This is a genomic window from Paraburkholderia sp. RL17-383-BIF-A (genome assembly GCF_046028015.1).
Taxonomy (GTDB): Bacteria; Pseudomonadota; Gammaproteobacteria; order Burkholderiales; family Burkholderiaceae; genus Paraburkholderia.
On record NZ_JARESR010000003.1, the window covers coordinates 246,114 to 259,842 of the forward strand.

Sequence of the window (13,729 nt, forward strand, 5' to 3'; positions counted from 1 at the left end):
TTGGTTCGCCCACGCGGGCCCCGGCGAGACAATCACTATCCGGAATTCCGCAGCGAGGCACCCACATGCTTTCATGCACCAAATCGACATGGCCGCCGCGGCTCGTCACCGTTCCCGGCCTGCACGGCAGCGAGCGCGCGCACTGGCAGACATGGCTGGAGCGGCAGTTCGCGCGCTCGCTGCGCGTCGAGCAAGCCGACTGGGACGCGCCGGACCTCGCGCGGTGGTCCAAATCGTTGCGCGATCTGCTGGCGCGCGAGCGCGGGCCGTTCGTGCTGGCCGCGCATAGCTTCGGCTGCCTCGCGACCGCGCATGCGCTGCAGCAGGCGTCGTACGCGAACGACGTGATCGGCGTGCTGTTCGTCGCGCCCGCGAGTCCGCAGAAGTTCGCCTTCGCGGGACCGTTCGACGCGCGGCGTCTCGGCGTGCCATCCATTCTGATCGGCAGCGAAACCGATCCGTGGATGTCGCTCGCCGGATCACGCGATCTGGCGCAGCGTTTCGGCAGTGCGTTCGTCAATCTCGGTGACGCGGGACATATCAACACCGCGGCCGGATTTGGTCCGTGGCCGCGCGCGAAGTATTTCGTCGACACGCTGGTGCATTGCGCGGCGCCGTTGCGTTTTCGCGAGGAGTCGTTCGACGCCGCACAGCACGCGTTCGTTTGAGTGGCCGGGCCGGCGTTCGTGCATCGCCGGGCGCGCGGACGGCCCGCTGGCTGAGTAAGCGATCCGTTAGAATCCCGCTTCATGCCGCGCGTTCGTGCGGCCACTGGTTTTCATCAACGATAGGCGGGGACAGGATGGCAGGCAAGACGGGGACATCGCGCTGGCTGGCAGCCGGCATGACGGCAATCACGCTCGCGCTGGCGGGTGTGTCGACGGCGCACGCGGATGCGTCGCTGCTCAATGTGTCGTACGACGTGACGCGTGAGTTGTATAAGGACATCAACGCCGGCTTCATTGCCGCGTACAAGGAGAAGAGCGGCGAGACCGTGTCGATTCGCCAGTCGCACGGCGCGTCGAGCGCGCAGGCGCTGTCGGTGCTGCAAGGCCTGCAGGCCGATGTGGTGACGATGAATCAGCCTAACGACATCGACCTGCTCGCCGAGAAAGGCCAACTGGTGCCGGCCAACTGGCGCGCGCGTCTGCCCGACGACAGCGCACCGTACACCACGACGATGGTGTTCCTCGTACGCAAGGGCAACCCGAAGCACATCAAGGACTGGGACGATCTCGCCAAGCCCGGCGTGCAGGTAGTGATCGCCAATCCGAAGACATCGGGTAACGGGCGCTATACGTATCTGGCTGCGTGGGGTTATCGCAAGCAGCACGGCGGCACCGACGCGCCGGCGCTCGACTTCGAAAAAGCGATCTTCAAGAACGTGCCGGTGCTCGACACGGGTGGACGAGGCGCGACCACCACGTTCACGCAGCGCGGTATCGGCGACGTGCTGGTGACGTTCGAAAACGAAGTGGCGCTGATGGACACGGGCGTGGGCGGGGGCAACTTCGAGGCCGTCTATCCGTCGGTGAGTCTGCTGGCGGCGCCGCCGGTTTCGATCGTCGACAAGGTGGTCGACAAGCGCGGCACGCGCAAAGAGGCGCAGGCCTACCTCGACTATCTGTGGTCGCCGGCCGCGCAGGAAATCATCGCGCAGCATCATCTGCGTCCGCGAGACAAGACGGTGCTCGCGAAGCATGCCGCGGAGTTCAAGCCGATCAAGACGTTCACGGTCGAAGAAATGTTCGGCAGCTGGCAGAAAGCGCAGCAAACCCATTTTTCCGATGGCGGGACGTTTGATCAGATCATCGTCGACAAGAAATAAAACTTCGGCTTCTTAAGTAAAAAGGCTGCCTCGTACAAAACGAGGCAGCCTTTTTTATCGCGCGTGTTTTATTGCACGCGGCGCACGCGCTCAGTTCGGCGCAGCGTGTTTATCGCAGCCATGCTCGCAGCCGCTTTGATCGAGCGGCATTTGTTGCGCGGCCTCGGCGCGAATGCCGAGTCGTTCGAGCAGCTTGCGGTCGGCTTCCGCCTGCGGATTGCTCGTGGTCAGCAACTGATCGCCATAGAAAATCGAGTTCGCGCCGGCGAGGAAGCACATGGCCTGCAACGCTTCGTTCATCTGCTCGCGGCCCGCCGACAGACGCACCATGGCGCGCGGCATGGTGATGCGCGCAATCGCAATCGTGCGCACGAATTCGAACGGGTCGATCGCTTCCGTGCCGGTCAGCGGCGTGCCTTCCACCTGCACCAGATTGTTGATGGGCACCGATTCCGGATACGGCTCCATGTTCGCCAGTTGCGCGATCAGGCCGGCGCGCTCACGACGCGACTCGCCCAGTCCGACAATCCCGCCGCAGCACACGTTGATGCCGGCATCGCGCACGCGTTCGAGCGTGTCGAGGCGATCCTGATACGTACGCGTCGAAATGATCTGGCCGTAGAACTCCGGCGACGTATCGAGATTGTGGTTGTAGTAGTCGAGGCCTGCTTCGCGCAGCCCTTGCGCCTGATGCGTTTCGAGCATGCCGAGCGTCACGCAGGTTTCGAGACCCATCGCCTTCACGCCGCGGATCATGTCCTTGATCGGTTCGAGGTGACGGTCTTTCGGATTACGCCATGCGGCGCCCATGCAGAAACGCGTCGCGCCGTTTTCCTTGGCGACCTTCGCGGCGGCGAGCACTTCGTCGACCGGCATCAGTTTGTCGGCTTGCAGGCCCGTGTCGTGATGCACCGACTGCGGACAGTACGCGCAATCTTCTTCGCAGCCGCCGGTCTTGATCGACAGCAGCGTCGACAGTTGCACGGTATTCGCATCGAAATGTTCGCGATGGGTTTGCTGCGCCTGGAACATCAGGTCGTTGAACGGCAGTTCGTACAACGCCACGATGTCCGCCACGCGCCAGCGCGCGACCTGCTTCGTGCCGGCTGCGGCGTTGTTATTGGCGGCGGCCGTATCGGCGGACGCCGGAGCGATGTTCAGTTGCGTCATGTCGTCGATCCTCATGGATGGATGTGATGGGGGTTCAGCGCTGCGCGTGGCGCAGCGTCTGCAAAAGGCGGTTGATGTCGAGCTGCTCCGCCGCGAACTCGGGCGAAGCGGGGCTCAGATGCGGCACGATGCCGAGCAGCGGCGCGTCGTATTCGCGGGCGAGATGCGCGCGGATCGACGCGATGTTTTCGTCGGGAAACGTCATGTCCGGATCGATGCGGTTGGCAACCCAGCCGGCGAGCGTGAGCCCGCGCGCGGCGATCGCTTCGGCGGTGAGCAGCGCATGGCTGATGCAGCCGAGCCGCATGCCGACCACCAGCACGACCGGCAGTTTCAGGGCAACGGCGAGATCGGCGGTGTCCTGAGTGGCGGTCAACGGCACGCGAAATCCGCCGACGCCTTCCACCACGACGATCTGCGCGCGCTTGAGCGCTTGCGCGTGACAGTCGACGATACGGTCCAGATCGAGCGAGACGTTTTCCAGCGCGGCCGCAATATGCGGCGCGGCCGGTTCCTTCAACAGATACGGTGTGCGCATCTCGGGCGGCAGCAGGACGTTCGACGCGGCGTCGAGTTGATCCGCGTCCTCGTTATGCAGCACGCCGTCCACTTCGAACGCGCCGGCGGCGATCGGCTTCATCGCGGCGGCTTGCAGCCCTTCGCGAACGAAGCCGCGCAACAGTGCAGCCGAGACGAACGTCTTGCCGATTTCCGTATCGGTGCCGGTGACGAACAACGACAGTGCGTTTTGATTCGCGCTACTCATGCCGCTTTCGCTCCCAATTGCTGCAAGCCGGCTTCGAGCCGATCGAGGTCCGCCTGCGAGTGCGCGGCCGACAGCGAAATGCGCAAGCGCGATGTGCCGGCGGGCACGGTCGGCGGACGGATGGCCGGCACCCATAGACCCGCACGTTCGAGGGTGGCCGCGATATCCAGCGTGGCATCGTTCGCGCCGATGATGAGCGGTTGCACGGCCGTATGCGAATCGACCGGTATCCACGGCGTTGCCTTGAGCATGGCGCGCGTGCGCTCGATCAACTGCTGAAGATGCGCGCGCCGCGCGTCGCCTTCTTCGCCGCCGATGATACGCAGGCTTGCCGACACCGCGTGCGCGGCGGCCGGCACCGACGCCGTAGTGAAAATGTACGGACGTGCGCGCTGCACGAGCCATTCGATCACCGTCTCATGCGCCGCGACGAATGCGCCGGAAACGCCGGCCGCTTTGCCGAGCGTGCCGATCGAAATGAGGTTCGGCGAACGCAGCGCTGCTTGCGCGATCGCGCCGCGGCCTTGCGGGCCGAGCACGCCGAAACCGTGCGCGTCGTCGACGATCAGCCACGCGCCGTGTTTTTCCGCGAGTTCGAGCAGGCGCGGCAGCGGCGCAATGTCGCCGTCCATGCTGAAGACCGTATCGGAGACGACCACTTTGACATCGGCGTCCGAGGCTTCGAGCATCGCGCTCAGCGCTTCGGTATCGCAGTGCGGGTAGATCTGCACGTCGGCGCGGGACAAACGCGCGCCGTCGATCAGCGAAGCGTGATTCAGCGAGTCGGAGAAGAGCGTCGTGCCGCGGCCCGCGAGTGCGGTAAGCGTGGCGAGATTCGCCATGTAGCCGGTGCTGAAGTAGAGCGCGCGCGCATTGTCGACGAAGCCGCCGACGAATTCCGCGAGATCGTCTTCGAGTTGCGCATGCGCGCGCGAGTGGCCGCCGAGCAGATGCGAGCCGCCGCTGCCCGCGCCATAGCGCTCTGCGCCTTCGGCGATGGCCGCGACCAGTTGCGGATGCGCGGCGAGCCCGAGATAGTCGTTGCTGGCGAAGCCGATGATCGCGCGGCCGTCGACCGTCATGTGGGCCGCGCACGGCGTGTCGGCGGTGCGGCGGCGACGGCGCAGGCCGCGCGCGTCGATCTCCTTCAGCCCTTCGGCGAGCGTGTCGAGCAGATGCATTAGCGGGTCTCCGCCAGCGTGGCTTCGAAGGTTTCGCGCGTGCGTGAAGCGAGCAGCGCGAGTTCTTCGTCGTCGAGGATATAAGGGGGCATCAGATATACCGTGGTTCCGATTGGGCGCAGCAGCAGTTCGCGCTGCAACGCGTTTTCGAAGAAGCGGCGCGAGAATGTTCTGGCTTGCTGAGCATCGTCGATCACGGCGTCGAACGCGAAGATCGTGCCGCGCTGGCGCAGATTGCGGACTTGCTCGTGATCGGCGAGCGGCGCGAGCGCGGCTTTCAGCTTCGCGGACTTCTGCGTGTTGGCGGCGAGAACGTTGTCGCTCTCGAACAGATCGAGCGTAGCGAGCGCCGCGCGGCAGGCGAGCGGATTGCCCGTGTACGAATGCGAGTGCAGGAAGCCGCGCGCGGTGTCGTCGTGATAGAAGGCATCGAAAATTTCGTCGCGCGACAGCACGATCGAAAGCGGCAGATACCCGCCGCTGATACCTTTCGACAGACAGATGAAGTCCGGCCAGATGCCGGCCTGTTCGCATGCGAAGAAGGTGCCGGTGCGTCCGCAGCCGACGGCGATTTCATCGGCGATCAGGTGCACGCTGTATTGATCGCACAAGGCGCGCAATCCGGCGATATACGACGCGTCGTGCATGGCCATGCCGGCCGCGCATTGCACGAGCGGCTCGACGATCAGCGCGGCGATTTTCGTGGCGCGTGCTTCGAACAGCGCGCGAACGTGATCGAGTGCGCGGCGCGCGACATCGGCGGCGCTTTCACCAGCTTGCGCGAGACGAGCATCGGGCGATGCCACGACATGCGCGTGGCGGATCAACGGGTCGTAGGCGTCCTTGAACAGCGCGACATCGGTGACACCGAGTGCGCCGATGGTTTCGCCGTGATAGCTGTTGGCGATGCAGACGAATTCCTGCTTGTCGGCGAAACCGCGATTGCGCCATGAGTGGAAGCTCATCTTCAAGGCGATTTCGACGGCGGACGCGCCATCCGATGCGAAGAATGCGTGACCGAGGGTATTGCCGGTGAGCGCGCTGAGCCGCTCTGCGAGTTCGATAGCCGGTTCATGCGTGCAGCCGGCGAGCATGGCGTGTTCGAGCGTGTCGAGTTGATCTTTGAGCGCCGCGTTGATGCGCGGGTTGGCGTGACCGAACAGGTTGACCCACCAGGAGCTGATGGCATCCAGATAGCGATGGCCGGCGCGATCGTAGAGCCACGCGCCTTGACCACGCGCGACGGGCACGAGCGGCAGGCGCTCGTGGTGCTTCATCTGCGTGCAGGGGTGCCAGACGGCGCGCAGGCTGCGGGCGATCCAGTCTTCGGGGGCTGTTGACTGTGCTGCTGACTTTTCCAAAGGGTACTCCAGGGTGCTTTTTGGCCGCTGTGCGGCGTGGCTTTTTTAGGGCCATTTTCGAGCGTGCTGCGCATCTTTTTTCTGCGCTGCGCGCGGCCCTTGGCGGGCTTGCGGGGTCGAGATTAGCGGTTTATTTCGTGCTGTGCACTAGGGGCGGATGGGCGGTTTTTGCCTGCGGCGCTGGGGTTGTTGGCTGTTCGATGCAGGTGGTTTCTGTTTTCCGCGGAAGGTTGCTGATCGGTGCAGTTAGCGACGGCAAAGTAGTTGGGTTTTACTGGCGGGAAATTGGGGTGGGTGGGGGTTTTTTGCCTGTTCGGCGGTTTTTTGGCTGTGGTCTTTGTGGTGTTGGCCTTTCCTTGCTTTGTTAGTGGTCTATTGGCGTTGCCCCTGTGCGGGGCGGCACCTACTTTCTTTGCCGCGGCAAAGAAAGTAGGCAAAGAAAGCCGCTTTGCACCGCCAGCTCTTAAGCGGGGCCCCCGCGCAGCCACGGTAGTGGTCCATCTGGAATCCGTGCCCTCGCACATTTGGCCTTCGTGACAAGGCAGTCATACTTCCTGCTTCGCGCTGCGCGCTCGCCAGAACGGTCAGCCTAAAACCCGAGGCTGCGTTCGTATGCGGCGGGAGCCATCGGCTTCGCCTCGGCGTGGCGCCTATGCGGCCGGCGCAAGGAGCGAGCGGAATTTTGGAAGCGCGGCCGATACATGTAGTGAGCCGCAGGCTTAGAAGTACTGCCGGCGTAAGAGCCGAGCCGCGGCATTAGAAATGCAGCCGGTATAAGAGCCGAGCCGACGCATTAGAAATACTGCTGGTGTGAGAGCCGTGTCGCGGCGTTAGAAATACTGCCGGGGTAAGAAATGAACAGCGGCTTTAGAAATACTGCTGACGCAAGGGGCTGCGATACGAAGTCGGGCTGGCGTAAGAAACCGACGGGCATTTAAGAAATCCCGCTGCCTACAAACGACCGATGGTTTTAATGAAGTACCGCCACGGCGCGCGCAGCGCCGCTGGAAGAATGACTGCTGTGTCACAAGCGCTGAATGTGCGAGGGCACGGATTCCAGATGGGCCGCTACCGTGGCTGTGCGGGGAGCCCGCTTATGAGCTGGCGGTTCAAAGCGGCTTTCTTTGCCTACTTTCTTTGCCGCGGCAAAGAAAGTAGGTGCCGCCCCGCACAGGGGCAACGCGAATAGACCACTAAGAAATCAAGGAAAGGCCACCACCCGAGGGAAACAATCAAAAACACCGCCGATCAGGCAAAAAACCACTCACTCCCGACTAGCAATAGCCCGCCGCGCATCACCGCTACCCCCAGCCCCACCGTCAGCCGTCTGCGAAGACTGATCCCCCCAAACAACCGCATTATTCACCGCATACAACCGGCAAGGCGCCGAACTCTGCTTCTGACAATTGGCCACGGCAACCGACATAGGATCATCGCCACCCTCAGCCCACGACCAAGCCCCAGTATCAGACACCGCAAACGCCCGGCTAGGAAACTGGTGCAGGAAATTCCGATACCCATTGCGCCCGGCCTCGTCGACAAACGGCACGGCATCGACCGCATCGACAGCGGCAAACCCGCTCGCCTTCGGCATGGAAGGATCCGACACACGATACTGCACACCAGTCGGCATCCCCACTCGCGCAAGGAACGCTTCCACGGCCGGCCACCACACATGCACGCCATCGCGGTCGCCGACCAGCCGGTGCGCATCGTTCTTGTAGTTGCCGAAATCCACCATCTTCGCGCTCGCGCCGTGCGCACCGAACGCGGCATACATACCCGCCACCAGCGGCGCATTCCAGACCGAATCGTTATCGCCGTACATCCAAAGCGACGGCACCTTGGTCTTCTCGCCGTAAGCGCCGAAGGCGCGCGTCAGGTTGCCCTGCCAGTCGCTGCAAGCATCCTGCCGCAAGCCGCCCGAGAAATTGATCAGCGCGCGCACGCCCGGCGCCGCTTCCGTACCGTAGGCAATCGTCGCAAGACCGCCGTGCGAGGTGCCGGCCACGACGATGTGCGTGGCGTCCACGTAAGGTTGCTTCGACATGAAGTCGACCGTCGCGGCGACGTCGCCGGCCTGGCTGATGCCGTTCTTTTCGACGTCGCAGCCGTCCTGCTGATAAGCGCCGTCCGAATGGCCGAAACCCTGACGGTTCGGCGCCACCACCACATAACCACGGCGCACGAATTCGCGCGCGAACGGCAGCGGGTCGCTGCGTTCCTGCGTGCGCGGATCGCCGGGAATCTTGCCGTGGTTGAAAACGATCATCGGAAACGGGCCTGCGCCGTCCGGTTTGTAGATCGTCGTTTCGAGGGTAATCGTGCCGGCTGCGTCGACCGGTACGCGGATGATCTGTTCGTTCAGACCTGCGCTGGGCAGATAGACGTCGTCGTCGAGCGCAATACGCGGCACGTGCGCGCGTGTCAGCGGTCCAGCCTGAATGTCGGCGAGCGGGTCGGCGTGCGCGAGTGCGACAGCGCACGTGGCCGCTGCACAGATCACCGCACACTTCGTCAGAACCTTGCTGAACACCATTGACGCACCTGCCTCAAAAACCTGCCCTGAACACCGTGATGCCCGTTTATCGAAAGCCATTACTGACATTTGCCTTTCGGCTGGCCTTTCGACAAACAAAAGCACACTCGCGCACGGAGTGCGCCAAAGGCGCACGCACGCTAATCGAGATCGCACGGGATGAACCCAAACGGCCGACGCGACCCCACGCGCCGATGATGAGCGTCACGCCTGCTGCCTGAAACCGCCGCCGGAACCACACTCTCTGGTACCCGGCAGGGCGCCCTGCGCAATTTGCGGAGTGGTATGAACCGGGCTCTCGCAACATGACGTCATGAAGCTACGGCCTCATCCTGGCACGACAATTTTGTTTTGTGCAATCAAGGAGAACCCGCGACGCAAAATTTGCCGCGCGTCGATCGGCCACCTCGGGCCGGTCGTGCGGGCCTCGCGGGTGTTTGGTGCAACGAAGCAATCAGGCGCGGCGCGGGCGTTGTGGCATGGAGCCAACACGAAAAAATGGCCCCGCTATCGGGGCCATATGTGAGCGCGGCGTAAGGACGCTGCGACGTCGTGTAAGGGTCGGGAAGGGTTATTCGCTGACGTCGCCGTCCACGTAACGCCAGCGACCGTCTTCGTCGCGAACGAAACGGCTCAGTTCATGAAGCCGGTGCGCGCGGCCGCCCACCTTGTAACGCGCGACGAATTCGACGGTCGCGTGATGAGCGTCGGTTTCAGCAAACGCCTTGATCTGCAGTCCGAGCCACCGTGGCGCGTCGGGCGAAGCGGGATCCGCGTCGAGATCGGCGGGGCAGGTGTGCGGCGCCCAGGTCGCGCGCAGATAATCCGTTGCACCGACCACATAGGCGCTGTAGCGCGAGCGCATCAATTCAAGGGCCCGTGGCGCCGCTTCGCCGCCGTCGATATAGCGGCCGCAGCATTGCGCGAAGCGGGGCGCCTTGGCGCCGTTGCGTTGATCGGGCGCGGCGCCGCCACAGGGACAATCGGCAGGTCGTTGTAACGGCGACAGTTGCTTATTCATCAGACTTTCAGCCAAGACCGCGTGCGATCAAAATTTTCTGGATGTCGCTGGTGCCCTCGTAGATCTGGCAAACGCGCACGTCGCGGTAAATCCGCTCGACCGGGAAGTCGCTCAGATAGCCGTAGCCGCCATGAATCTGTAAGGCGGCCGAACAGATGCGCTCGGCGGCTTCGGAGGCGAACAGTTTGGCCATCGCGGCTTCGGTGAGGCACGGCTGGCCGGCGTCTTTCAACGAGGCCGCATGCCAGATCAACTGGCGCGCCGCCTCGAGTTGCGTCGCCATGTCGGCGAGGCGGAATTGCACGGCCTGATGCGAAAAGAGCGGCACGCCGAAGCTCTCGCGTTCCTTTGCATAACTCAGCGCCGCCTCGAACGCGGCGCGCGCCATGCCGACGCTTTGCGCGGCGATGCCGATACGGCCGCCTTCGAGCCCTGACAGCGCGATCCGGTAGCCTTCGCCTTCTGCGCCGATCACGTTCGCAGCCGGCACGCGGCAATCCTCGAAAATGATCTGCGCGGTGTCCGACGAATGCTGGCCGAGCTTGTCTTCAACCCGCGCGACGACGTAACCCTTCGTATCGGTCGGCACGATAAACGCGCTGATGCCGCGCTTGCCCGCGGCCTTGTCCGTCACGGCCATGACGATCGCAACATTGCCGTTCTTGCCGCTCGTGATGAACTGTTTGACGCCGTTCAACACATACACGTCGCCGTCGCGGGTCGCGGTGGTGCGCAGCGCGGAGGCGTCGGAACCGGCTTGCGGTTCGGTCAGGCAAAACGCTCCGAGCATGTCGCCGCGCGCGAGCGGCGTCAGCCAGTCGCGTTTCTGCGCGTCGTTGCCGTAGGTGAGCAGAATGCTGCACACGGGGCAGTTGTTGACGGAGATCGCCGTCGAAGTGCCGCCGTCGCCGGCTGCGATTTCTTCGAGTATCAGCGCGAGCGCCAGCGCGTCCATGCCGGCGCCGCCGTACGTTTCGGGCACGAGCACGCCATACGCGCCGAGTTCCGCCAGTTGCCGATGCACGTCCTGCGGAAACGTGCGTTCGCGGTCCCATGCCGCCGCATGCGGCGTGATCGCTTCGCGTACGAACGTGCGCAGCGCGTCGCGGACCATCAGGTGATCCTGATCAAGCACCATAAGTGATCCCGTTCAAGTAGTTGCTCACCAGTCGAGCGGTGTCCCGTCGTATTGATAGAAGCGGCCGTTGAACGCTTCGCGCGCACCCGCGGCCTGCGCCAGCACATCACGCATGCCGCTCACGCTGCGCGCGGGATCGATCGCCGCCTGGGCGCCGCCCATGTCGGTTTGCACCCAGCCTGGATGCAGCGAAATGCACGTGGCGCGCCGAGCGTCCAGCGACGCGAGTTTCAACGCGTCGTTCAGCGCCGCCTTGCTCGCGCGATACAGCCAGCCGGTCGTGCCGCTCGCGTCGCCAATGCTGCCCATCTTGCTCGAAATCACCGCGAATACGCCGCCGGCTTCTTCGACGAGCGGCAGCAGGATCGGCATCAATTGCATGGGTCCGCGCACATTGGTGTGCATGACGTGGTCGAAGTCTTCAGCGGTGATCGTCTCGATGCCTTCGGTGCGCGGGCCGTAGACGCCCGCCACCACGATCGCCGCATCGAGCCGTTCACCGTCGAGCTTCCAGCCGAGCGCGGCGATTTCCTCGGGCGCGCTCACGTCGAGCGAGAACGTTTGGGCGCCGAGTTCATTCAACGCATCGAGCGCGGCGCCGTCACGCGCGGTGGCGAGCACGCGCCAGCCGCTCTTTTTGTACTGCCGCACAAACTCCTGGCCGATGCCACGCGACGCACCGACGATCAACACTGTTTTCATCGAATACTCCAAGCTGTCAAAACGCCCCGAATCGCGCGTTACACAAGTTCGATACCCATGGCCGTCGCTTCGCCGCCGCCGATGCACAGCGTCGCGACGCCGCGCTTGCCGCCGCGTTGCCTGAGCGCGCCGATCAGCGTGACGAGAATGCGCGCGCCCGACGCGCCGATCGGATGGCCGAGCGCACAGGCGCCGCCGTTCACGTTGACCTTTTCGTGCGGCAGATGGTGTTCCTTCATGGCCGCCATGGTCACGACGGCAAATGCTTCGTTGACCTCATACAGATCGACTTCGTCGGCGCGCCAGCCATTCTTCTCGAACAGCTTGCGAATCGCCCCGACCGGCGCGGTGGTGAACTTCGCCGGTTCCTGTGCGAAGGTCGAGTGGCCGACCACGCGCGCAATCGGCTCCACGCCGAGGCGCTTCGCCGTCGACTCGCGCATCATGACGAGCGCGGCCGCGCCGTCGGAAATCGACGACGAATTCGCCGCCGTCACCGTGCCGGTTTTGCTGAATGCGGGTTTGAGCGTTGGAATCTTGTCGAGGTTCGCCTTGAACGGCTGTTCGTCGTGATCGATGGTGACTTCGCCCTTGCGGCTTTGCACCTTCACCGGCGCGATTTCCCAGCTGAACGAACCGTCTTCGTTCGCGCGCTTCGCGCGGTGGAGCGACTCGACGGCGAACGCGTCTTGCGCTTCGCGCGTGAAGTCGAACGAGGCCGCGCATTCTTCGGCAAAGGTGCCCATCAGACGGCCTTTTTCGTAGGCGTCTTCGAGACCGTCGTAGAACATGTGGTCGATCACCTGGCCGTGGCCCATACGCATGCCGGCGCGCGCTTTCGGCAGCAGGTACGGCGCATTCGTCATGCTTTCCATGCCGCCCGCGACGATCACGTCGACGGAGCCGGCCGCGAGCATGTCGTGCGCGAACATTGCCGCACGCATGCCGGAGCCGCACATCTTGTTCACCGTGGTGCTGCCGGTGGCGAGCGGCAAGCCGGCGCCGAGCGCGGCCTGACGCGCGGGCGCCTGGCCGAGGCCTGCGGGCAGCACGCAACCCATCACCACTTCGTCGATCTGTTCGGGTTTCAGGCCCGCGCGCTGCACGGCCGCCTCGATCGCCACCGCGCCCAATTGCGGCGCGGTCAGTGTGGCGAAGTCACCCTGAAAGGCCGCCATCGGCGTGCGGGCCACGCCCACGATAACGATCGGATCAGCCTTTGTCTCACTCATGTTTGTCTCACTCATGTTTAAGCTCCTTGATGACGCCTTCGACGATGGCCGGCACGTCGCCGAGCTGAGCCGCATCGGCGGCCACCACGTCGTTGTCTGCCTTGTGCGGGCCACTTGCCGACACGGCCGCGACACACTTCTGATAGGTTGCGTCGAGCGCGGCCGGCTCGCTGATCGTCATGCCGAGATTGCGCACCTTGCCGTCATGCACGCCGTACGCCCAGCCATGTACCGTCAACGCCTGGCCGCGCGCCCATGCATCGTTGACGATGGTGGTGCGGCACACGTTCATCACCTGTTCGATCGCGTTCAGTTCGACCAGACGCCGGTGACGCGCCTCGCCGATCGGCCATTCCTCGATCAGCGCCGCATGCTTGGCGCGCACGTCCTGCACGTGGTGCAGCCAGTTGTCCGCGAGACCCACGCGGCGGCCGTGCAGGGCCGCGCCGACACCCGAGCAGCCGTAGTGGCCGACCACCATGATGTGCTTGACCTTCAGCAGATCGACGGCGAACTGGATCACCGAGAGACAGTTCAGATCGGAATGCACCACCACGTTAGCGATGTTTCTATGCACGAACACTTCGCCCGGCGGCAGGCCGATGATCTGGTTCGCCGGCACGCGCGAATCGGAGCAGCCGATCCACAAATATTCGGGCGTTTGCTGATGTGCGAGACGCGAAAAATACTCGGGGTCTTCGGACAGCTTGCGGGCGACCCACGCTTCGTTGTTGTCGAACAGATGCGCGAGCGGATTGTCAGGAGTGGAAGCGTTCGTGTTCATGGTGCGT

General features: G+C 63.8%; 12 protein-coding genes. 2 read left to right on the forward strand and 10 right to left on the reverse strand.

Translation table 11 applies throughout. From position 1 onward, the window contains the following. Positions 1 to 65: 65 nt before the first annotated feature. Complete coding sequence (locus P0D71_RS05150) at positions 66 to 668, forward strand: RBBP9/YdeN family alpha/beta hydrolase (protein ID WP_408479409.1); 603 nt, start codon at positions 66 to 68, stop codon at positions 666 to 668. Positions 669 to 802: 134 nt separating this feature from the next. After that, a complete protein-coding gene (locus P0D71_RS05155) occupies positions 803 to 1,828 on the forward strand; it encodes a sulfate ABC transporter substrate-binding protein (protein WP_408479410.1) in 1,026 nt (341 codons plus the stop codon). 90 nt (positions 1,829 to 1,918) lie between these two features. Here the strand turns inward: P0D71_RS05155 and bioB are convergent, their stop codons facing one another. The 10 genes from bioB to can form a co-directional block, all read right to left on the reverse strand. Then, on the reverse strand, positions 1,919 to 2,998 hold the full coding sequence (gene bioB, locus P0D71_RS05160) for a biotin synthase BioB (protein ID WP_408298488.1): 1,080 nt from the start codon (positions 2,996 to 2,998) through the stop codon (positions 1,919 to 1,921). 34 nt (positions 2,999 to 3,032) lie between these two features. Then, positions 3,033 to 3,764 (reverse strand): dethiobiotin synthase, encoded by a 732-nt coding sequence (gene bioD, locus P0D71_RS05165; protein ID WP_408343696.1) that lies wholly within the window; start codon positions 3,762 to 3,764, stop codon positions 3,033 to 3,035. Next, positions 3,761 to 4,945, reverse strand: a complete 1,185-nt coding sequence (bioF, locus tag P0D71_RS05170; RefSeq protein WP_408479411.1) for an 8-amino-7-oxononanoate synthase — start codon at positions 4,943 to 4,945, stop codon at positions 3,761 to 3,763. The genes bioD and bioF overlap by 4 nt, the downstream gene beginning before the upstream one ends. Then, complete coding sequence (gene bioA / locus P0D71_RS05175) at positions 4,945 to 6,306, reverse strand: adenosylmethionine--8-amino-7-oxononanoate transaminase (protein ID WP_408479412.1); 1,362 nt, start codon at positions 6,304 to 6,306, stop codon at positions 4,945 to 4,947. Before bioA ends, bioF begins: the two co-directional genes overlap by 1 nt. 1,264 nt (positions 6,307 to 7,570) lie before the next feature. After that, positions 7,571 to 8,845 (reverse strand): dienelactone hydrolase family protein, encoded by a 1,275-nt coding sequence (locus P0D71_RS05180; protein ID WP_408184470.1) that lies wholly within the window; start codon positions 8,843 to 8,845, stop codon positions 7,571 to 7,573. Between the two features lie 571 nt (positions 8,846 to 9,416). Further along, a complete protein-coding gene (locus tag P0D71_RS05185) occupies positions 9,417 to 9,866 on the reverse strand; it encodes a YchJ family protein (protein ID WP_408479413.1) in 450 nt (149 codons plus the stop codon). 7 nt (positions 9,867 to 9,873) lie between these two features. Beyond that, a complete protein-coding gene (locus P0D71_RS05190; protein ID WP_408479414.1) occupies positions 9,874 to 11,004 on the reverse strand; it encodes an acyl-CoA dehydrogenase family protein in 1,131 nt (376 codons plus the stop codon). A gap of 24 nt (positions 11,005 to 11,028) precedes the next feature. Continuing rightward, positions 11,029 to 11,706 carry an SDR family oxidoreductase gene (locus P0D71_RS05195; RefSeq protein WP_408479415.1) on the reverse strand — a complete coding sequence of 226 codons (678 nt, stop codon included), beginning with the start codon at positions 11,704 to 11,706 and terminating at the stop codon, positions 11,029 to 11,031. Positions 11,707 to 11,744: 38 nt separating this feature from the next. Next, on the reverse strand, positions 11,745 to 12,953 hold the full coding sequence (locus P0D71_RS05200) for an acetyl-CoA C-acetyltransferase (protein ID WP_408479416.1): 1,209 nt from the start codon (positions 12,951 to 12,953) through the stop codon (positions 11,745 to 11,747). After that, a complete protein-coding gene (gene can, locus P0D71_RS05205; protein WP_091796949.1) occupies positions 12,946 to 13,722 on the reverse strand; it encodes a carbonate dehydratase in 777 nt (258 codons plus the stop codon). Before can ends, P0D71_RS05200 begins: the two co-directional genes overlap by 8 nt. Between the last annotated feature and the right edge of the window lie 7 nt (positions 13,723 to 13,729).